Source organism: Polaromonas sp., from assembly GCF_030680935.1.
Lineage (GTDB): Bacteria > Pseudomonadota > Gammaproteobacteria > Burkholderiales > Burkholderiaceae_C > Polaromonas.
In genome coordinates, this window is record NZ_JAUXUP010000004.1 from 77,304 (window position 1) to 97,092 (window position 19,789).

A 19,789-nucleotide genomic window follows, 5' to 3' on the forward strand; every position below is an offset into this window, starting at 1 on the left:
GAGCCCTCACGGTAGCTCACTGCGCTCCCGTTCGTCCCGAGCCCGTCGAAGGATGGCGCTACCGGCGAAAAATCAGAACCGTTCGTGGGGCTGCAGATAGCGCCACTGTCCGGCCGGCAAACTGCTCAGGGGCACCCGGCCAACGCGAATACGTTTCATGGCCAGCACCTGCAGGCCAACACTTTCACACATGAAGGCCAGTTGACCGGGCCGCTCGCCTTTCAGGGCAAAGCGCAATCGGGTTTCGTTTTGCCAACTAACTTTGGCCGGTGGCAGCAACACGCCGTTGAAAGTGAAGCCGTGGTCGATGCGATTGAGTCGCTCCAGGCCACCAGGTACCAGGGCGCCACCGACATCGACGATCACCTCATGCTCCATCACCGAGGCATCTTCGCTGAGCTTGCGTGCCACCCGCCAGTCCTGGGTGAACACCACCAGACCGCTGGCTGGCGTGGCAAGCGGCGTGGCCAGTGTCAAGGCAGTGAAATGTTTTTTCAGCGGACGGATGCCCGATGGGTCGCCTCGCTCATGGTTGGTGTAAGTCAGCAATTGCGCAGCCGGGATGCCCGGCTGTTTGGCATCTGAGTCCAGCCCGGCCGCATGACCCGGTGGCTTGTGCAGCAACAGTGTCACCGGCACCAGTTCGAGCAGACTGGCATCGGGGTCCAGTTCGACTTTTTGGTCCAGCACACGGTGCTGCGGCTCTTCGACAACCACACCATCCACACGCACCCACCCGCCTGCGATGTACTGCTCGGCCTGGCTGCGCGAGCAGTTGAGCATGTGCGCCAGGTATTTGGAGAGGCGGACGGGTTCGGTCATGTGAACCGCGCGACCCATTCAAGTGCCGCCGTCGAACCGGCTCCGCCGGGCGACAGGAGGCGTCCCCTGCAAGGGGAGGATGGGCTACACGCAGTGAGCCCAGGCAGGGGTGTACACATCTCTAGCTGCTGAACAGGAAATTCATCACGTCGCCATCCCTGACGACATACTCCTTGCCTTCGCTGCGCATCTTGCCCGCGTCCTTGGCGCCCTGTTCGCCCTTGTAGGTGATGTAGTCGTCAAAGGCAATGGTCTGGGCGCGGATGTAGCCCTTTTCAAAATCGGTGTGTATCACCCCGGCTGCCTGCGGGCCGGTGTCGCCCACATGGATGGTCCAGGCGCGCACTTCCTTCACACCGGCGGTGAAGTAGGTCTGCAGCCCCAGCAGCTTGAAGGCGGCGCGGATCAGGCGGTTCAGGCCAGGCTCCTGCTGGCCGATCTCGGCCAGAAACATGGTTTTGTCTTCGTCGCTCATGTCGGCCATCTCGGCTTCCATTTTGGCGCAAATGGCCACCACCGGCGCATTCTGGCTGGCCGCAAAAGCCCGCAGCTTGTCCAGAAAGGGATTATTGTCAAAGCCGTCTTCCGCCACATTGCCCACAAACATGGCGGGCTTGGCGGTGATCAGGAAAAACTGCTGCAGCAATGGCAGCTCTTCCTTGCTGAACTCTACCGTTCGAACCGGTTTGGCTTCATTGAGTGCGGCCTGGCATTTTTCCAGTATAGCCACCAGCTTGATCGATTCCTTGTCACCGGAACGCGCAGTTTTGGTGACGCGGTGCAAGGCCTTTTCAACTGCCGCCAGATCGGCCAGACAGAGCTCGGTCTGGATCACCTCAATGTCAGAGATCGGATCAACCTTGCCGGCCACATGGATCACGTTGTCGTCTTCAAAACAGCGCACCACATTGACGATGGCATCGGTTTCGCGAATATGCGCCAGAAACTTGTTGCCCAGGCCCTCGCCTGTACTGGCACCTGCCACCAGACCTGCGATATCGACAAACTCGACAATCGCGGGCACGATACGCTCAGGGCTGATGATGGCCGCCAGCTCGGCCAGCCGCGCGTCGGGCAATTCCACGATGCCGACGTTGGGCTCTATGGTGCAGAACGGGTAGTTCTCCGCCGCGATGCCCGCCTTGGTCAGGGCATTAAAAAGGGTCGATTTACCGACGTTGGGCAAGCCTACAATACCGCACTTCAAGCTCATGAGAAACCTTCAAAAACAGGCTGAGAAGTGTATGCGATATGCACTAGTGCAGATCGCGGGTCTGGCGCTGGTGATACTGGGGGCACTTGTGGCCGCGCCGATCCAGGCCCAGCCGGTGCTTGTATTGCAAGACCCGAATGTGTCACTCGACCTGCAGAACCAGGGTCTGGCATGGATAGACGCCGATGCGGAGGCCAGCATCGAGCAGGTGGCTTCCGGCAAATTTCGGCCCTTCATGAGCCCGCCGCGCAGCAACACCATCTACACCCTGGGCAGCCATGCCGCGCTATGGCAGCACTACCGCTTTGTGGAGCCACTTGGCTCGCACCACCAGTGGATCATGGAGTTTCCGATTCCGCTGCTCGACAAAGTCACCGTGTACCAGCTGTCAGCAAGCGGGCGATGGCTGGGGCAGACAGCCGGCGATACCGTCCCCGTCTCCAGCTGGCCAGAGCCGGGGCGGTATGCGCAATTTTCGCTGGATTTGCAACCCGGCACGGTGCGGGACGTTTATGTCCGCATCCAGCACCAGACGCAGATCAACATCCCTGTCAATGTCATCTCCAGCGTGACCAGAAGCCAGCGCCTGCAGGTCGATTACATGTTGATCGGCGTGGTCTTTGGTGCCCTGCTGCTGTTGGTGGTTGCGAGTGCGGCGCAGAGTTGGGTGTACCGCGACCGGTTGTATGGCTGGTACGCAGGTTATGCGGCCATCATGATGGGCGTCATCGCCACCACCAGCGGCATGGCCGGCCATCTGCTGTGGGGCGACTCGGCAGCCTGGAACAACGCTGCACAGGGTTGCCTGGGGCTGACAGGCGGCAGCGTTGCGCTGCTGATGGTCAGGGCGCTTTGCAGCTCGACTGCGCATCACGCGCGGCTTCATCGGGTCACCTACTGGGCCGCCCTGGCCGGCCCGGGCCTGGCACTGCTATTTGTGGTCATAGACCGGGTCTGGGGTGTTCGCCTCATAGGTGTTTACCTGACGCTGTGCGTTGTACTGGGTCTGGTAACGGCGTTTCTGGCGTCGCGGCGCGGGGATGTGGTGGGCCTGTGGGTACTGGGCGCCTTCACACCCCTGTCCGTGGCCACGCTGATGGCGGTGGCGCGTATTTTTGGCTGGGTGCCCAGCTCCTGGCTGATCGAGCACTCGCTGATGATCGCGCTCGCGGTAGAGGCACCCTTGCTGCTGGTGGCATTGAACATCCGCTCACGTGAGCGTCACGTCATTGAAACCCGCGAGCAGGCCATGTCCAGCCAGGATGCGCTGACCGGTTTGCTGACCCCGCACCTCTTCAGTGACCGGCTGTCACAGGTGGTGTCGCGCGCCATGCGCCACAAGGAACCGGCTGCCGTGGTGTATATCGAGCTGGTCAACTACAACTACATCGAGCGCACCCACGGTATCGCCGTGGCCGAGCAAAGCCTGTTGCGCAGCGTGATCAAGCTGCGCCGCATCCTGCGCGATGCGGATACCGCAGGCCGGGTCGATGAAGCGCGTTTTGGCCTGATTCTGGAAGGTATCTCGTCGCGCGAACCCGTGACCGAGCTGGCAGCGCGCCTGATCGCAGCGGGGCTCATGCCGCTGAAAGGACTCAAGCCAGAAGTAGTCCTGCAGTTTCACATCGCCGCAGTACTGCTGAGTGAAAAAATGATGGAAGGGCCGGAACTCTCACAAGCCCTGTCGGGCTTGCTGGACAGCATGGGCGCACGCACCCGCAGGCCCATCCGTTTTCTGGCGGCCGAGTTGACCCGGCCCACGCCACTGGAGGCGGACTCTGTGGATGAAAGTTACCCCATCCGCGAACAGCCATGACCGGACCCTCAGGCCCGTTCAAACTATGTCGTCAAGGGTGAGCGGCCCTGTTCAAAGCAGTAATCAGCAGAGACCTTCTGCCCCACCTTGAGCAGGCAGTCAGCGCCTTGCAGCACGATCAGATTCATGCCGAAGCTCACCGCCCCGTTCAGACGAGGGTCCTGCCGATACGTCTGCAGCATGTCACCCACGTCGGGACTGGACTGCGCCGTGGCCGGGTCTATATCGGGTATGGGACAACGCGCGCACGGCTTGACCGGCTTCAACTGCACCGGCCCCTGGCTGGTTTCGATGTGCATCACACCGACCCGGTCTTCATCATGCGGCGCCAGTTCCAGGCCACCACCATCATCGCCGCCGGCTCTGCCCAGCACAATGTTCGGGCGAAAACGCGCCATGCCAACGGCCGCACCGCCTGCCGCCACCAGCTTTTCATTCAGTCCCGCCAGCGACGCTTCGCTGACCACCAGCACCGGGTAGCCATCGCTGAACTGGTTCAGCGCCTCCACACCACCGGTCCAGCGCAAACTCGACAGGCGTTTTTCCTCCGGGTCAAAACGCACCAGCCGGGCCGGGACGCCCAAAAAGTCGGTGAACCACTGGGCGGCGATGGGGCCCATGTCGTAGGCCTTGACCTCATCGTCCCAGATCGTGACCCGCACCGGCTGCTCCACCTGGTCCAGTGCAATGTGCAGCGCCAGCATGCCGGGTGCGCGCAGCACCATGTCGTGGTATTTGAGTTGCGGCTGGATCAGGGCCATGCGGGGTAGCTCGCGCTGAGACAGAAAAACGCCCTCCGCATCCACCACCATCCAGGCGCGATCAAACTCCAGCCCGGTATCCAGCAATATCGCTTCCGGCAGCTGTACGCCGCCGCAAGACTTCACCGGATACACCCACAGGCTGGTGATGCTTGCCGTCAGGTCTGGCCCCGGGGGGGCGGGGGCTTTGCTCAATGATTCAATCACGTCACCAATCCTTCCAGTAATCAGTTCAAGTTGTCGGTCAAGTTGTGCCAGGTCAGGGAAGATTTTGCACTGCCTTCTAAAATGAAGCATGTCCAAGCCCTTTGATGTGTGTATTCGCGGCAGCGGTGTAGTGGGCCGCACCCTGGCCCTGTTGCTGGCGCGTGAGCGCTTGCAGGTGGCGCTGGTCTCGCCAGAGACGGCCACCGGCACGCCCGCGCTGCCCCGGCCACAGGATGTGCGGGCCTACGCGCTGAACAGCTCCTCCCGGCAGTTGCTCGAGTCGCTGCGCGCTTGGCCGGAAGCCCCTTTCGTTACCCCCGTGCAGCAGATGCAGGTGTGGGGAGACGCAGGCGGCAGACTGGACTTCATCGCTGAAACACCGCAGCCGGCCAGTGACCCCGCTGGCGCTGGTGCGGCGCTCACCTGGATTGTTGATGTACCGGCACTGGAGCAACAACTGGCGCAGGCGCTGCAATTCCAGCCCCAGGTAGAAACCGTGGCAGCGCCGGTTACCGCTGCGCTACAGGTGGTCTGCGAGGGCCAGAAAAGCAGCAGTCGCAGTGAGTTTGGCGCGTCCTGGGTGGTCAAGCCCTACGCCCAGAAGGCCATCGCCGCGCGCCTGGAAAGTGACCACAAACACGGCGGCGTGGCGCGCCAATGGTTTGGCGCGCACGGCGAGGTGCTGGCTCTTTTGCCAACGGGCGGTTTTGACGGGAACTCTCTGGCGCTGGTCTGGTCAGTCTCTATGGACCATGCTGATGCGCTGCTGAAGTTGTCGCCTGAAGACTTCTCTGCGGCGCTGCAAGCGGCCTGTGGGGCCGAAGCCGGTCGCCTGGCCCTGGCCAGCACGCTGTCGGCCTGGCCGTTGAGCCTGTCACGCGCCGAGCGCTGGGTTGGCCCTGGTTGGGCCCTGGCCGGCGATGCGGCGCACGCGGTGCATCCGCTGGCGGGCCAGGGCCTCAATCTGGGGCTGGCCGATGCCGCCGGCCTGGCGAAGGTGCTGCGTGAGCGCGAATATTGGCGCGGCCTGGGCGAGGAAAAACTGTTGCGCCGTTACGAACGAGCGCGTCAGGCCGACGTAGCGGCCATGGGCGCAGTGACAGATGGCCTGCAAGGTCTGTTTGCGCAAGGCGACGCGCGCTGGCAGGCGCTGCGGAACTGGGGCATGAAGGGTTTTGAGCGCAGCGGCCCGCTCAAGCAGTGGGTGATGCGGCAGGCGATGGGCGACAAGGCAAGGCTGTAATACACAGCACAGATTCGATTGACATGACTGGAAATACAATGAAATTGCTCCGAACCATATTCCTGGGTGCCCTGCTGGGCATCAGCCTGGGTGCCCATGCGCAGGAAGCGGCCATACGCAAAACGCTCATCGAGCGTTTGCCCAACCTGCCCAAAATCGACGAGATCAGCAAGACGGCCATGCCCGGCCTCTATGAAATCCGCGTCAATGGCAGCGAGATTTTCTACACCGATGCCGAGGGAAATTTTCTGATCCAGGGCAACCTCATCGACACCAAACTCAAGCGCAACCTGACCGAAGAACGGGTGGACAAGCTCAATGCCCTGCCCTTTGACGCATTGCCCCTGAAAGACGCCTTCACGATTGTGCGGGGCAACGGCAAGCGCAAGATGGCCGTGTTTGAGGACCCCAATTGCGGCTATTGCAAACGGTTTGAGCGCGACATGCAAAAGGTCAATGACGTGACGGTCTATCTGTTTTTGTACCCGATCCTGAGCCCTGATTCTGTCGAAAAATCAAAAAACCTCTGGTGCGCCAAAGACCAGGCCAAGACCTGGCAAGACGTGATGGTGCGTAACCAGCCCGTGCCCAGCGCCAGCTGCGACGCCAGCGCGGTAACACGCAACGTCGAGTTCGGAAAAAAATACCGCATCACCGGTACACCCACCCTGATTTTTGCCGACGGCTCGCGTGTGCCGGGCGCGGCAAGCGCCCAGCAGGTGGAGAAATCACTGAGCGAAGCCAAGGCACCTTGAGGCACATCCGCACCCACCTTGACGACGAAATCGGCATCCAGCCCTTATGGGGCCTGCGCACCCAGCTGCTATTTTCATAGCAAATAATCAGCACCCCTGCGCTCCGGGGCACTGCGGGCCAGCGCGCTTGGGGTATTCTTTCAAGCCATATGCCGACCAAAAAAACCGCCGCTGCCGCAACACCCCCCGCCATCCACTACCGCGTCGAAATTGCCAACCTGCACGCACACCTGTTTCGCGTCACGCTGACAATCGCCCGGCCGCAGCCCTTGCAGCGCGTCAGCCTGCCGGTCTGGATTCCCGGCAGTTACCTGGTGCGTGAATTCTCGAAAAATCTGCAAGGGCTGCGCGTGCATCAGACGGCCAGAGCCCTGCCCGCTGACCAACTCACGCAAGTGGATAAATGCACCTGGGACATCCGCTGCAAGGCCGACCAGCCTGTGCGCCTGAGCTACGAGGTCTACGCCAACGACAACTCAGTCCGCACCGCCTGGCTGGATGCCCATCGCGGCTTTTTTAACGGCAGCTCGCTGTGCATGCAGGTCCACGGCCAGGAAAAAATGCCGCACGCACTGGAGTTGGTGGCCGCACCGGCCATCGCTGGCTGGTCGGCAGCGACTGCACTGCCGGCGAACCAGGTCGGGGCCAACGGCTTTGGTACCTACCTGGCCGCCGATTACGACGAGCTGATGGATTGCCCGGTGGAAATGGGGACCTTCTGGAGCGGCACCTTCAGTGCCTGCGGCGTGCCGCACCGCTTTGTGGTCGCGGGCGCTACCGCTGGCTTCGACGGCGCGCGACTTCTGGCCGACACGAAGAAGATTTGCGAGGCGCAAATCCGCTTCTGGCATGGTGGCAAAAAACCGCCCCACAAAAGCTACCTGTTCATGCTCAATGCAGTGGACGATGGTTACGGCGGGCTGGAGCATCGCAGCAGCACCGCCCTGATCTGCACCCGCAAAGACCTGCCGCGCCTGGGACAAAGCAAGATGCCCGAGGGTTACACCACGCTGTGCGGGCTGATCAGCCACGAATACTTCCACACCTGGAATGTCAAGCGCCTGCGCCCGGCAGAATTTGCAAGCTACCACTACGGCAGTGAAAATTACACTCAGTTGCTGTGGTTCTTCGAAGGATTCACCAGCTATTACGATGACTTGCTGCTGCGCCGCGCCGGTCTGATCGATGACGCCGCTTACCTGCGCTTGCTGAATAAAACCGTCAACCAGGTCCTTCAGACGCCGGGGAGGCTGGTCCAGTCCGTCGCCCAGGCCAGCTTCGACGCCTGGGTCAAGTATTACCGCCAGGACGAAAATACACCCAACGCCACCGTCAGCTACTACACCAAGGGCGCCCTGGTTGCCCTGTGTTTCGACCTGAGCTTGCGTACTGAAAGCAGGGGCAGCAGGCAGGCAACGCTGGACGACGTCATGCGCGCCCTGTGGCTGCGCTGCAAGGGCGGGCCTATGAGCGAGTCCGACTTTGCCGCCGCAATCGAGGAAGTCTGTGGGCGCTCCTATGCGGTGGAGATTGCCCGCTGGGTACACGGGACCGGCGAGTTGCCACTTGAAGAACTGTTGCGGATCCATGGCATCGCGGTGCTGCAAGAGCCTGCGCAGTTGGCTCAGGCGCTGGGCATACGCGTACAGGAAACCGCAGGGGTGCAGATCAAGACCGTTCTGCGCGGGGGCCTGGCCGAACGCGCTGGCTTTGCCGCCGGCGATGAATGGCTGGGCGTCGAACCCCGCGGGGGCAAAGGTAGCAAGGCGGACGGCGCCAACAGCCAGGGCTGGCGTCTGGGAAAGCTGGACGACCTGCTGCTTTACGCCGGACCCAGCAAAAAAATCACGGCCCTGGTGTCCAGGGACAAACGCCTGCTGCGCCTGGATTTGGCCATGCCGCAGGCCGCAAGCACCTGGCGCCTCGTGCTCAAGGACATGCCACTGGCGCAAAAGTGGCTGGTCTCAACGCACTGAGAAAGTACTCGGCTACTCGGGCATCTGCGCTTCTATCTGGGCGACAAACCGGTCGGCCTCGACAGAGCCTTTTATTTCGCGCACCATCTCACGCGCACGTTTGATCACGCTCACAAAATCGGCAAGGTCGCGCGTTGCCTCGATCTTGATACACACCGGCTCGGCCAGTGGTCCAATCATGTGCTCCAGCAGATGGGACGAAAAAAGCCGCGCCTGCGCCAGGTTGAGCGCACGCGCCGGACCGGGAGCCGCCTGCGAAACCGCGGGCTCCAGCGGCGCAGGCATGGTTTTTTCCTCTGTCACCGCCGGCTCCATCAGACCTTCACTTTCGAGCTCTGCCAAACGCTCCGGATCACCCAGGGAAGTGGCGATCACTGTCAGTTCCGCATAACTTCGCTTGCCGTCCACCATGATCAACAGCGAACGCAGCCTGGGTGCAAGACCCGACTGCCGGTTTGAAATCGCCTCCGCGCCTTTTGCGGTCTTGCGGTAAATTGCCTGCTTGTCAACCATGGGTAGTCTCCAGCGCTTGTTGTCATTTCAGTGTAAGACCGAAACGAGACCGCGTCGAGAGGGTTCGTATCCGGGAAAATCTGGATGCGGTCACTCGCACCCCGTAACTTCAGCGCCTGCGGTCCAGCACCCGTTTTGCCTTGCCCAGACTGCGCTCCACCCCCCCTTCAGCCCGCAGCTCAACCTGAACGCTGGTGCCGATGTAGGCCTTGATCTCCTGCTGCAACAAGGCTGCCGCAGCGCGGGCCGCAGCACTGTCGGGCGCCAGATCGGGCCGGGTTTCCACCACCACACTGAGGCAATCCATCGCACCTTCGCGCGTTAAAACACATTGGTAATGCGGCGCCAGTTCGGCGCGTTTGAGAATCAGCTCTTCAATCTGCGTGGGAAACACGTTGACGCCGCGCACAATCATCATGTCGTCGCTGCGACCGGTGATCTTTTCCATGCGGCGCATGGTCCGCGCGGTACCCGGTAGAAGGCGTGTCAGGTCCCGCGTGCGGTACCGGATGATGGGCAGTGCTTCCTTGCTCAGGCTGGTGAAAACCAGCTCGCCCATCTGCCCGTCGGGCAACAGCTCACCGGTGACGGGGTCAATGATCTCGGGGTAAAAGTGGTCTTCCCAGATGGTCGGACCGTCCTTGGTTTCCACACATTCGCTGGCGACGCCGGGGCCAATGATTTCACTCAGGCCGTAAATATCGACCGCATCAATGGCCATGCGGTTTTCAAGCGCATGGCGCATGTCGTTGGTCCAGGGCTCGGCACCAAATATGCCGGTGCGCAGGCTGGAGTCGGCGGCCGACAGGCCCTGCTTTTCAAACTCGTCGGCTATCGCCAACATGTAACTCGGCGTCACCATGATGATGTCGGGTTTGAAGTCGTTGATCAGCTGCACCTGGCGCTCGGTCTGCCCCCCGCCAAACGGCACCACCGTCAAGCCCAGTTTTTCAGCGCCATAATGCGCGCCCAGGCCGCCAGTGAACAGCCCGTAGCCATAACTGATGTGTACCAGGTCGCCCGGACGCGCACCGGCTGCGCGAATGCTGCGTGCTACGCAAGCCGCCCACATGTCCACATCGTTCTGGGTGTAGGCCACCACAGTGGGCTTGCCAGTCGTGCCGCTGGACGCATGGATACGCACACACTGCTCACGCGGCACCGCCAGCATGCCAAAGGGGTAGCTGTCGCGCAGGTCGGCCTTGGTCGTAAAAGGAAACTTCGCCAGGTCGGCCAGAGACCGGCAATCATCGGGGTGCACCCCGGCAGCATCAAATTTGGCCTTGTAAACCGGCGAATGGCGGTAAGCATGTTGCAAGGTGGCCTTCAGGCGCTTGAGCTGCAATGCGCGCAGTTCGTCCAGGCTCGCCTTTTCTATGGGTTCGAGCGGAAAACTCTTCATGCCAATGTCCCCGAAATCCCGGGAATAACGCTGCCGGCAATCTGCGCGCTTTTGCCGCGAAACATCGCAATCACTTCACCGCGCTGGTTGCTGACTTTCATGTCGTAAATGCCGTGCCGGCCTTGCAGCGTTTGCTCCACCCCTTCGCAGGTGAGTACATCGCCAAGCTGTCCAGGCTTGAGAAACTCGATGCTGCAGCCAGCAGCAACCGCCACTTTGTTGTGGCTGTTGCAGGCGAAGGCAAAGGTGGAGTCGGCCAGCGTGAAAATCAGACCGCCATGGCAAATTTTGTGGCCATTGAGCATGGCCTCGCGTACGGTCATGCGCATCAGTGCGCGGCCTGGCTCGCAGGCAAGCAGCTCCATCTGCATGAAGTCACGTGAAGCGCTGTCTGCCGCAAACATCGATTCGCCCACCGCCTGGGCCAGCTGTTTCGCATCCATGGCTAGTTACCCCTGAACGTTGGTGCGCGTTTTTCAAGAAAGGCCGTCACGCCCTCGATGTAGTCATGGGTCTGGCCCAGCGCCGACTGCGTGTCGCGTTCTTTGTCCAACTGGACATCCAGGTCGCGACTGGCACCTTCGCTGAGCAGATGCCGGGTGGCCACCAAAGCGCGGGTCGGCATCTGCGCCAGGCGTGCGGCGAGTTGCATGGCCTTGTCCAGGCAGTTTTCGCCCTCACTGGCCACGTCCCAGATCATTCCCCACTCTTTTGCGTCGTGGGCGCTGAGTTTGTCGCCCAGCATGGCCAGGCCCATGGCCCGGGCCAGACCGAGACGCTTGACCAGAAACCAGGAGCCGCCCGCATCGGGTACCAGACCAATTTTGCTGAAGGCCTGGATGAAGCTGGCGGTCGGCGCAGCAATGGCCAGGTCGCAGGTCATGGCCAGCGAAGCACCGGCGCCAGCAGCCACGCCGTTCACCGCGGCGATGGTCGGCACGCGCAGCGCCTGCAAACGCCTGACGGTCGGGTTGAATGCCTGGTCAATGATGGGCCCCGGGTCGGCCCGCTTGAGCAGATCCGGGCCGGGTTCGAAGTCGAACTCTGCCAGATCAGCCCCGGCGCAAAAGGCGCGGCCGGCGCCAGTGATCACCAGCGCGCGTATCGAGGTATCTGCCTCGATTTTGTCCAGTGCATCCCAGAGCTGACTGTGCATCTGGCGCGTGAAACTGTTCAAGGCCAACGGCCGGTTCAGCGTGACCAGCGCAACGCCGCCCTGGGTGGCAAACAGGACCGATGGTTCGGAAGGGGCTTCGCTCATATCTGTCTCCAGCTTTGAATGAATGGAATTTAGCATTAACCGACCGATTGGTCGGTTAATGTTTTCCCTTGGCTGGGATGTCTGGCAGCATGGCATGATTCAGCAGCAAAAAGGAAAGCACCATGACCTACGAGATGATTCTGACTAGAACCGAGGGCCGCGTGGCCATCGTCACCCTGAACCGACCCAAGCAACTCAATGCGCTGAACGACCAGCTGATGGACGAGCTGGGCACCGCGCTCAGGGCTTTCGACGCGGACGACACCATCGGTTGCATGATTCTGACCGGCAGCGAAAAAGCCTTTGCAGCCGGCGCCGACATAGGCGCCATGGCCAGCTACGGCTTTGCCGATGTGTACAAAAACGACTACATCACCCGCAATTGGGAGCAAATTCGCAGCATACGCAAGCCGGTGATTGCCGCGGTCAGTGGCTTTGCACTGGGCGGCGGCTGTGAGCTGGCAATGATGTGCGACTTCATCATTGCCGCCGACAACGCAAAGTTCGGCCAGCCCGAAATCAAGCTAGGCATCATCCCTGGCGCCGGTGGCACGCAACGCCTGCCACGCGCCGTCGGCAAAGCCAAAGCCATGGACCTGGTGCTCACGGGCCGCATGATGGACGCGGCAGAGGCAGAGCGCAGCGGCCTGGCCAGCCGCGTGGTGCCGCTGGACAAACTCATGGAAGAAGCCCTGGGCGCGGCGCTGCAAATCTGCGACTACGGCCAGATTGCGGTGATGGCGGCCAAGGAGGCGGTGAACCGCGCCTACGAAGGTACGCTGGCCGATGGCATCATGTTCGAGCGGCGCCTGTTTCATGCGACCTTTGCCACCGAAGACCAGAAAGAGGGCATGGACGCTTTTGTGGGCAAACGCAAGGCGGCGTTCAAACACCGCTAGAAGGCAGGATGTGCGCGATCTGCGCCAGCCTTACGGCGAGACGCGATCAAGCTTGCTTCAGTATTTTGCCCCGGTCCGGAGGGCGGGGTTCTCTGCTCCGCGCATGTCCTCCCGTCCTCGCCGCGCAACTCGGGGACCCCTGTACGCCGACCCGGAGCGGCTGGCGCGCGCGGGGTGACCGCCGCAGCGAGGTCAAGGAGGAGGGCCGGGCCCACCCCGGGGGACACGAGCGAAGGCGGGCGCCCCGCGTCGTCCAGCCGCGGAGCGCAAGACGCAGACGCAGCAACCAACATTGCAGGAGTCAGGCGGGGGCAAGCGGCTTGCGAAGCCGCTATAATTCCGGTCGCGCGGTGATATAGCTCAGTTGGTTAGAGCGCAGCATTCATAATGCTGATGTCGGTGGTTCAAGTCCACCTATCACCACCAGATTTTCCCGGGGCCCCAGAGGTAATACTTCTGGGGCCTTGTTACTTCACAGCCTCTGGATAAATACCATGAAACGCTGCCTGCATTTTTTTCTTGGCGCCACCCTGCTGGCGCTGGCCAGCCTGCTGGCCCTCCCGGCACTGGCACAGACCGACGATGTGCCCAGCGTGCGCAATTTTCCAAAAACCGCGCTGCGTGGTTTGATGGTGGTGCGGGCCCCGCCCGAAATCAGCATCAACGGCAAGCCCGATCGTCTGTCGCCGGGCGCGCGAATCCGCAATATCAACAACAACTACGTGCTGTCGGGCAGCCTGCTGGGTCAGGAGCTGCTGGTCAACTACACCCGCGATACCGGCGGGCTGGTTTATGAGGTGTGGATACTCAACCCCGAGGAAGCCAAGGAAAAACGCGCGGGCCTGAACACGCGCAATTTCAGCTTCAGCTCCGAATCAGCCGCCGCCCCGCAGGACGACGGAAAGACGCCCTACAAGCAGCTACCAGGCTACAAGCAGTAATTGCGCTGTTTTTTTGCAGGTAAATCGGCCTCCAGCCCATACTGCAGCTGCGCAAGCAGCTATTAAATAGATAGCAATTAGCAGACAGCCAACACCATGTCCAAAAAAGTCTTTATCAAAACCTTCGGCTGCCAGATGAACGAGTACGACTCGGACAAGATGTCCGACGTCTTGCACGCCGCCCAGGGTTATGAGCCGACCAGCAACGTCGATGAAGCCGACCTGATTCTTTTCAACACCTGCTCGGTGCGCGAAAAGGCACAGGAGAAGGTTTTCAGCGACCTGGGCCGCGTCAAGCACCTGAAGAAAAAAGGCGTGCTGATCGGCGTGGGCGGCTGTGTTGCCAGCCAGGAAGGCGAAGCCATCATTGAGCGCGCGCCCTATGTCGATGTGGTCTTCGGCCCGCAAACCCTGCACCGGCTGCCCGACCTGCTGAGCAAACGCATCAGCCTGGGCAAGTCGCAGGTGGACATCAGCTTTCCGGAAATCGAAAAGTTCGATCACCTGCCGCCGGCGCGTGTCGAGGGCGCCAGCGCCTTTGTCTCCATCATGGAAGGCTGCTCCAAGTACTGCAGCTACTGCGTCGTGCCCTACACCCGCGGCGAAGAGGTCTCGCGCCCCTTTGAGGACGTGCTGGTCGAAGTCGCCGGTCTGGCCGACCAGGGCGTGCGCGAAGTCACCCTGCTGGGCCAGAACGTCAACGCCTACCGCGGCCCCATGGGAAACACGGCGGACATCGCCGACTTTGCCACCCTGCTCGAGTACGTCTCCGACATCCCGGGCATTGAACGCATCCGTTACGTCACCAGCCACCCGAACGAGTTCACGCAGCGCCTGATCGACGCCTACGGCAAGCTGCCCAAGCTGGTGAACCACCTGCACCTGCCGGTGCAGCACGGCTCGGACCGCATCCTGATGGCCATGAAGCGCGGCTATACCGCGATGGAATACAAATCCACCATTCGCAAACTGCGCGCCATCCGCCCCGACCTGGCCATGAGCAGCGACTTCATCGTCGGTTTTCCAGGCGAGAGCGATGAGGACTTCAGCAAGATGATGAAACTGATCGACGACGTCGGTTACGACACCTCCTTCAGCTTCATCTTCAGCCCGCGGCCTGGCACACCTGCCGCCAACCTGCCGGACGACACACCCCACGCGGTCAAGCTGCAACGCCTGCAGCAGTTGCAAGCCGCGATTGATAACAGCGTGCGTGCCATCAGTGCCAGCCGCCAGGGCACGCTGCAACGCATTCTGGTTGAGGGCGCCTCACGCAAGGACCCGACCGAGTTGATGGGCCGCACCGAATGCAATCGGGTGGTCAACTTCAAGGGCCAGCCGCGCCTCATTGGGCAAATGATAGACGTGACCATCACCGAAGCCTCGCAGCGCTCGCTGCGCGGCGAGGTGCTGCGCGCAGAAGCAGCCCAAGAAGCTGCGCTACCAGTCTGAGCAGACCGATGGACCGTAAATCGCCCCGCCACGCTGGCCGATAATCCCCGTCATGTCCGCTGTTTTTGACAAGCCCTCTTTGTTCCGGCGCGCCGCCCCGATGTTTCAGGGCTTTGACGGCCCGCTGGCGTTTGCGGTTTTTGTGCTGGCCAGCGCCGGGCTGCTGATCATGTATTCATCCGGCTTTGACCATGGCACCCGCTTTATGGACCACGGCCGGAACATGCTGATTGCCGGCGCCATCATGTTTGTCGTGGCCCAGATCCCGCCGCAGCGCCTGATGGCGTTTGCCGTGCCCATGTATGTGGCGGGTGTGGCCCTGTTGGTGGCTGTCGCCATATTTGGCATCACAAAAAAGGGCGCCAAACGCTGGATCAACCTCGGCATCGTGATCCAGCCCAGCGAAATTCTCAAAATCGCGATGCCGCTGATGCTGGCGTGGTGGTTCCAGAAGCGCGAAGGCCAGTTGCGTCCCCTTGATTTTCTGGTGGCAGGGCTGCTGCTGATCGCACCTGTAGGCCTGATCATGAAGCAGCCCGATCTGGGTACCTCGCTGCTGGTGCTGGCAGCCGGCCTGTCGGTGATTTTTTTTGCCGGCCTGAGCTGGAAGCTGATTGCGCCACCGGTGCTGCTGGCTCTGGCTGGTATTTTTGCGCTGGTCTGGTTCGGACCCCAGATATGCGCTGACGGCGTGCGCTGGCCGGTGCTGCACGACTACCAGCAGCAACGCATTTGCACCCTGCTGGACCCAAGCCGCGACCCGCTGGGCAAGGGTTTTCACATCATCCAGGGCATGATCGCCATTGGCTCAGGGGGCCTGCTGGGCAAGGGCTTCATGCAGGGCACACAAACCCATCTGGAATTTATTCCCGAACGCACCACCGACTTTATTTTTGCCGCCTACTCCGAAGAGTTCGGGCTACTGGGCAATCTGGCGCTGATCAGCGCCTTCTTGTTTCTGATCCTGCGTGGCCTGGTGATTGCGCTGGAGGCGCCCACCCTGTTCTCGCGCCTGCTCGCCGGCGCAGTGACCATGATTTTCTTCACCTACGCATTTGTCAACATGGGCATGGTGAGCGGCATTTTGCCCGTGGTCGGTGTGCCCTTGCCCTTCATCAGTTACGGCGGTACCGCCATGGTCACCCTCGGTCTGGCGGTCGGCATATTGATGTCGATCTCCAAGGCGAAGAGGCTCGTGCAGTCATGAGCCCCGTGGCGAGGCAGCGCCGGAACGTCGCGCCCCGGAACGGGCGCAGTGGAGGCGCTGCAGTGCTTCGGCTTCGCTGTGCAGCTACGCTGGCACGGGCGCTGCGCCGAGGCCCCGCAGAGCGGGGATCGACAAGGCGAAGGACTGCCAGGACGCCGACACCTGGATGTACGCGTGCAGATCGGCGGGCGAGGCGTCCAGAGTTAGAACCCGCATGAATCAGGTGACCCTGATAGGCGCAGGCAACATGGGCGGCGCCCTGGCCGCCAACTTGCTGGAGCGCGGCTGGACCGTCGAGGTCTGCGACATCGATCCGGTCCGGGTTCAAAGTTTGGTATCAAATGGGGCCCTGGCCCTTTCCACGCCTGCGCAAGCAGCTATTAATTCGGTAGCATTTATTGTTTGTGTGGTGGACGCCGCGCAAACCGCCGAGGTGCTGTTTGGCGAGCACGGCCTGCACCAGATGCTGCAATCAGGCCATACCGTGCTCCTCTGCCCAACCATGGCACCGCAGGATGTCGAAACTTTCGCCAGCCGGCTGGCTGCGCTGGGCGTCGGTACGATCGATGCACCCATGTCGGGCGGGCCGGCGCGCGCGCGCGACGGTTCGATGAGCCTGATGGTGGCCTGCCCGGCCGCAGTCTATGCGCAGCAGGCTGACCTGTTGCAGGCCCTGTCGGCCAAGGTGTTTCGAATCAGTGAGCGCCCCGGCGACGGTGCCCGCACCAAGCTGGTCAACAACCTGCTGGCGGGCATCAATCTGGTGGGTGCCGCCGAGGTGCTGGCGCTGGCCGGTCGGCTCGGGCTGGATCCGGGGCGTACGCTGGACGTGATCGAGCAGTCCAGCGGACAAAGCTGGATAGGCTCGGACCGCATGCGGCGCGCGATCGCGGGTGATTACGCACCGCGCGCACACGTCACGTTGCTTGAAAAGGACACGCGCCTGGCCGTCGAGGCAGCACGCGCATCCGGCATGGAGGGGCCGCTGGGCGTGCACGCCAGCGCCGTGTTTGCCGCCGCTCATCAGGCCGGCCTGGCGGAGCTGGACGATGCGGCGATTTACCGCTTTCTGTCAGGCAAACGGCCATCCGGGTCACCGGGCGCTGGGTAGAACCCCTGCCGGGCAACACCCGGGGCAGACTGCCTACAATGACCGTATGACTTTCCTCAAATCATCGCAGTCTTCGTCCCTCAAGCCCACCCGTGGCTCCGTAGCCACCGCCCGACCCAGTTCCGAGTCCACCACCGGGCGGCTGGCGATTGCGCAAAAGCTGCTGCTGACGCCTTTCGGGCTGACCGAGGCGCATTTGAGCCGGGCCCTCGGCGAGATCACATCGCATGGTGTGGACGACGCCGACCTGTATTTCCAGTACACACGCAGCGAAGGCTGGAGCCTGGAAGAAGGCATCGTCAAGACCGGCTCTTTCAGCATTGACCAGGGCGTCGGCGTGCGTGCCGTCAGCGGCGAAAAAACCGCCTTTGCCTACTCTGACGACATCTCCGAAGCTTCGCTGCTGGACGCAGCACGCACGGTACGCACCATTTCGGCTTCGACACGCGTCGGCCGTGTGAAGGTCCCGGCGCGCCGCGTCGCCAGCAGCCGCTCGCTGTACCAGGACCTGGACCCGATTGCCACGCTGGACAGCACCGCCAAGGTCAAGTTGCTGGAGAAAGTCGAGAAGCTGGCCAAAGCCAAAGACCCGCGCATTGTGCAAGTCATGGCCGGCCTGGCCAGCGAATACGACGTGGTGATGGTGGCGCGTGCCGACGGCACCCTGGCCGCCGATGTGCGCCCCCTGGTGCGGCTGAGCGTCACCGTGATTGCCGAGAAAAAAGTCGGCGGTGTGAGCCGCCGCGAAATGGGCTCTGGCGGCGGCGGCGGTCGTTTTGGTCTGGCCTATTTTGACGATGCACAAATCGCCGAATACGTCAGCGACGCGGTGACCGCAGCGCTGTCCAACCTGGAAGCGCGCCCTGCGCCGGCTGGCCAGATGACGGTGGTGCTTGGCCCCGGCTGGCCCGGCATTTTGCTGCACGAAGCGATTGGCCACGGCCTGGAGGGCGACTTCAACCGCAAGGGTTCGAGCGCATTTTCAGGCCGCATCGGCGAGCGTGTAGCTGCCAAGGGTGTCACCGTGCTGGACGACGGCACCATTGCTGACCGGCGCGGCTCGCTCAACGTCGATGACGAGGGCAACGCCAGCCAGCGTAATGTGCTGATTGAAGACGGCATCCTGAAGGGCTATATCCAGGACTCGCTCAATGCGCGCCTCTCGGGCGTCAAACCCACCGGCAATGGCCGGCGCGAAAGTTATGCGCATGTGCCGATGCCGCGCATGACCAACACCTACATGCTCGGTGGCGACAAGGCGCCGGAAGAAATTGTGGCCAGCATCAAGAAGGGCCTGTACGCCACCAACTTTGGCGGCGGCCAGGTAGATATCACGTCGGGCAAGTTTGTGTTCTCTGCCAGCGAAGCCTTTTGGGTCGAAAACGGCAAAATTTTGTACCCGGTCAAAGGTGCCACCATTGTGGGTAACGGCCCGGACGCGCTGACCCGCGTCACCATGATCGCCAATGACATGCAGCTCGACAGCGGTGTCGGCACCTGCGGCAAGGAAGGGCAGAGCGTACCGGTAGGTGTGGGCCAGCCAACATTGCGCATCGACGGTCTGACAGTCGGCGGCACCGCCTGAGCGTCCCGGAAAGTGAACCATGAGCGAGACGCCCAGTTCACGGCTACCCATCGATCCGACCACGCATTTACCCAGCGTGCAGAGCTTCGGCGAGCTCAGCCACTTCCTGCGCTCGGCCATGGCCGACGAGGAGTCGCTGCAACTGGCCGACGGCATGGGGAGCATGGCGGGCAGCATTGAAGCGGTGCTGTCAGGCCTGAAGCGCGAGCCCGATCCGGCAGTCCTCGCGCCTGCGCTGATGGACCTCATGACGGTGTTGCGCGAGCACCGTGCCCTGGTGATCGCGCTGTCGCCGGCCTGGCGCGGCTTGTACGAATATGCGTCCTACCTGGCCGCGCTGAACAACTTCCGGGTATTGATCAGCCAGTGGCTGCTGCCAGTGGCCCCCCAGGTCGCTGCAGGCAGCGCTTGCGAGCGGCCAGTCGCCATTGAAGATTTTGAGCTGATTGCCTGGCGCATGCTGGGCGAAGGCATGTTGCTGATCGACATGTACGAGCAGCTGTGTGGCCGCGAGGCCAGTGAATCTTCGGTTGCGGCGATAGACCAGGCGCAGGTGAAACGGGCCAGGAACTGGTGGGAACGCTTGCGCAGCTGAACAGGGGCCCCACGCTGGTCGCCTGGCCCC

The 19,789-nt window shown here is 62.0% G+C and carries 18 protein-coding genes and 1 tRNA gene; 12 read left to right on the top strand and 7 right to left on the bottom strand.

What is annotated here, in order from left to right; genetic code table 11:
• Positions 1-72: 72 nt before the first annotated feature.
• Complete coding sequence (locus Q8L50_RS01145) at positions 73-822, bottom strand: rRNA pseudouridine synthase (RefSeq protein WP_305346809.1); 750 nt, start codon at positions 820-822, stop codon at positions 73-75.
• Positions 823-943: 121 nt separating this feature from the next.
• Positions 944-2,035, bottom strand: coding sequence for a redox-regulated ATPase YchF (ychF, locus tag Q8L50_RS01150; protein WP_305346810.1), 1,092 nt, complete (start codon positions 2,033-2,035; stop codon positions 944-946).
• 31 nt (positions 2,036-2,066) lie between these two features.
• Here ychF and Q8L50_RS01155 point away from each other — a divergent pair, with 31 nt between their 5' ends.
• A complete protein-coding gene (locus Q8L50_RS01155) occupies positions 2,067-3,851 on the top strand; it encodes a 7TM diverse intracellular signaling domain-containing protein (protein ID WP_305346811.1) in 1,785 nt (594 codons plus the stop codon).
• A 23-nt stretch (positions 3,852-3,874) separates the two neighbouring features.
• Here Q8L50_RS01155 and Q8L50_RS01160 read toward each other — a convergent pair whose 3' ends face one another.
• The gene (locus Q8L50_RS01160) at positions 3,875-4,819 is read right to left on the bottom strand and encodes an MOSC domain-containing protein (protein WP_305346812.1); all 945 of its coding nucleotides are present in this window, start codon (positions 4,817-4,819) and stop codon (positions 3,875-3,877) included.
• A gap of 88 nt (positions 4,820-4,907) precedes the next feature.
• On the opposite strand from Q8L50_RS01160, the gene Q8L50_RS01165 reads away from it, so the two are divergent.
• From Q8L50_RS01165 to Q8L50_RS01175, 3 genes are all read left to right on the top strand, one after another.
• Positions 4,908-6,062 (top strand): FAD-dependent monooxygenase, encoded by a 1,155-nt coding sequence (locus Q8L50_RS01165; protein ID WP_305346813.1) that lies wholly within the window; start codon positions 4,908-4,910, stop codon positions 6,060-6,062.
• A 38-nt stretch (positions 6,063-6,100) separates the two neighbouring features.
• A complete protein-coding gene (locus Q8L50_RS01170; protein ID WP_305346814.1) occupies positions 6,101-6,817 on the top strand; it encodes a DsbC family protein in 717 nt (238 codons plus the stop codon).
• A 149-nt stretch (positions 6,818-6,966) separates the two neighbouring features.
• Entirely contained in the window at positions 6,967-8,793 is a 1,827-nt protein-coding gene (locus tag Q8L50_RS01175) for a M61 family metallopeptidase (RefSeq protein ID WP_305346815.1), read from the top strand.
• Between the two features lie 12 nt (positions 8,794-8,805).
• Here Q8L50_RS01175 and Q8L50_RS01180 read toward each other — a convergent pair whose 3' ends face one another.
• The 4 genes from Q8L50_RS01180 to Q8L50_RS01195 form a co-directional block, all read right to left on the bottom strand.
• Positions 8,806-9,306 carry a hypothetical protein gene (locus tag Q8L50_RS01180; protein WP_305346816.1) on the bottom strand — a complete coding sequence of 167 codons (501 nt, stop codon included), beginning with the start codon at positions 9,304-9,306 and terminating at the stop codon, positions 8,806-8,808.
• A 109-nt stretch (positions 9,307-9,415) separates the two neighbouring features.
• Entirely contained in the window at positions 9,416-10,708 is a 1,293-nt protein-coding gene (gene paaK, locus Q8L50_RS01185; protein ID WP_305346817.1) for a phenylacetate--CoA ligase PaaK, read from the bottom strand.
• On the bottom strand, positions 10,705-11,151 hold the full coding sequence (gene paaI, locus Q8L50_RS01190; RefSeq protein WP_305346818.1) for a hydroxyphenylacetyl-CoA thioesterase PaaI: 447 nt from the start codon (positions 11,149-11,151) through the stop codon (positions 10,705-10,707). Before paaI ends, paaK begins: the two co-directional genes overlap by 4 nt.
• Positions 11,152-11,153: 2 nt before the next feature.
• Entirely contained in the window at positions 11,154-11,969 is an 816-nt protein-coding gene (locus Q8L50_RS01195; protein WP_305346819.1) for an enoyl-CoA hydratase-related protein, read from the bottom strand.
• A 122-nt stretch (positions 11,970-12,091) separates the two neighbouring features.
• On the opposite strand from Q8L50_RS01195, the gene Q8L50_RS01200 reads away from it, so the two are divergent.
• The 8 genes from Q8L50_RS01200 to Q8L50_RS01235 all read left to right on the top strand — a co-directional run bounded on the left by Q8L50_RS01200 (position 12,092) and on the right by Q8L50_RS01235 (position 19,759).
• Positions 12,092-12,868, top strand: coding sequence for an enoyl-CoA hydratase (locus tag Q8L50_RS01200; RefSeq protein ID WP_305346820.1), 777 nt, complete (start codon positions 12,092-12,094; stop codon positions 12,866-12,868).
• Between the two features lie 349 nt (positions 12,869-13,217).
• Positions 13,218-13,294: transfer RNA gene (locus Q8L50_RS01205), tRNA-Met, on the top strand.
• Positions 13,295-13,362: 68 nt separating this feature from the next.
• On the top strand, positions 13,363-13,809 hold the full coding sequence (locus Q8L50_RS01210; protein ID WP_305346821.1) for a hypothetical protein: 447 nt from the start codon (positions 13,363-13,365) through the stop codon (positions 13,807-13,809).
• 96 nt (positions 13,810-13,905) lie between these two features.
• Entirely contained in the window at positions 13,906-15,261 is a 1,356-nt protein-coding gene (miaB, locus tag Q8L50_RS01215; protein ID WP_305346822.1) for a tRNA (N6-isopentenyl adenosine(37)-C2)-methylthiotransferase MiaB, read from the top strand.
• A gap of 52 nt (positions 15,262-15,313) precedes the next feature.
• Entirely contained in the window at positions 15,314-16,468 is a 1,155-nt protein-coding gene (rodA, locus tag Q8L50_RS01220) for a rod shape-determining protein RodA (RefSeq protein WP_305346823.1), read from the top strand.
• Positions 16,469-16,682: 214 nt separating this feature from the next.
• A complete protein-coding gene (locus Q8L50_RS01225) occupies positions 16,683-17,579 on the top strand; it encodes an NAD(P)-dependent oxidoreductase (protein ID WP_305346824.1) in 897 nt (298 codons plus the stop codon).
• 46 nt (positions 17,580-17,625) lie between these two features.
• The gene (gene tldD / locus Q8L50_RS01230) at positions 17,626-19,164 is read left to right on the top strand and encodes a metalloprotease TldD (RefSeq protein ID WP_305346825.1); all 1,539 of its coding nucleotides are present in this window, start codon (positions 17,626-17,628) and stop codon (positions 19,162-19,164) included.
• 19 nt (positions 19,165-19,183) lie between these two features.
• Entirely contained in the window at positions 19,184-19,759 is a 576-nt protein-coding gene (locus Q8L50_RS01235) for a hypothetical protein (protein ID WP_305346826.1), read from the top strand.
• The last annotated feature ends 30 nt before the right edge of the window (positions 19,760-19,789 follow it).

Bases quoted from the DNA above. Each gene is read 5' to 3' on its own strand.
- Q8L50_RS01210 (WP_305346821.1), top strand. From the start codon at position 13,363: ATGAAACGCTGCCTGCATTTTTTTCTTGGCGCCACCCTGCTGGCGCTG.
- Q8L50_RS01235 (WP_305346826.1), top strand. From the start codon at position 19,184: ATGAGCGAGACGCCCAGTTCACGGCTACCCATCGATCCGACCACGCAT.
- Q8L50_RS01195 (WP_305346819.1), bottom strand. From the start codon at position 11,969: ATGAGCGAAGCCCCTTCCGAACCATCGGTCCTGTTTGCCACCCAGGGC.
- Q8L50_RS01200 (WP_305346820.1), top strand. From the start codon at position 12,092: ATGACCTACGAGATGATTCTGACTAGAACCGAGGGCCGCGTGGCCATC.
- paaI (WP_305346818.1), bottom strand. From the start codon at position 11,151: ATGGATGCGAAACAGCTGGCCCAGGCGGTGGGCGAATCGATGTTTGCG.
- Q8L50_RS01155 (WP_305346811.1), top strand. From the start codon at position 2,067: ATGCGATATGCACTAGTGCAGATCGCGGGTCTGGCGCTGGTGATACTG.
- Q8L50_RS01180 (WP_305346816.1), bottom strand. From the start codon at position 9,306: ATGGTTGACAAGCAGGCAATTTACCGCAAGACCGCAAAAGGCGCGGAG.
- miaB (WP_305346822.1), top strand. From the start codon at position 13,906: ATGTCCAAAAAAGTCTTTATCAAAACCTTCGGCTGCCAGATGAACGAG.
- Q8L50_RS01170 (WP_305346814.1), top strand. From the start codon at position 6,101: ATGAAATTGCTCCGAACCATATTCCTGGGTGCCCTGCTGGGCATCAGC.
- ychF (WP_305346810.1), bottom strand. From the start codon at position 2,035: ATGAGCTTGAAGTGCGGTATTGTAGGCTTGCCCAACGTCGGTAAATCG.
- paaK (WP_305346817.1), bottom strand. From the start codon at position 10,708: ATGAAGAGTTTTCCGCTCGAACCCATAGAAAAGGCGAGCCTGGACGAA.
- Q8L50_RS01225 (WP_305346824.1), top strand. From the start codon at position 16,683: ATGAATCAGGTGACCCTGATAGGCGCAGGCAACATGGGCGGCGCCCTG.
- rodA (WP_305346823.1), top strand. From the start codon at position 15,314: ATGTCCGCTGTTTTTGACAAGCCCTCTTTGTTCCGGCGCGCCGCCCCG.
- Q8L50_RS01165 (WP_305346813.1), top strand. From the start codon at position 4,908: ATGTCCAAGCCCTTTGATGTGTGTATTCGCGGCAGCGGTGTAGTGGGC.
- Q8L50_RS01175 (WP_305346815.1), top strand. From the start codon at position 6,967: ATGCCGACCAAAAAAACCGCCGCTGCCGCAACACCCCCCGCCATCCAC.
- Q8L50_RS01145 (WP_305346809.1), bottom strand. From the start codon at position 822: ATGACCGAACCCGTCCGCCTCTCCAAATACCTGGCGCACATGCTCAAC.
- tldD (WP_305346825.1), top strand. From the start codon at position 17,626: ATGACTTTCCTCAAATCATCGCAGTCTTCGTCCCTCAAGCCCACCCGT.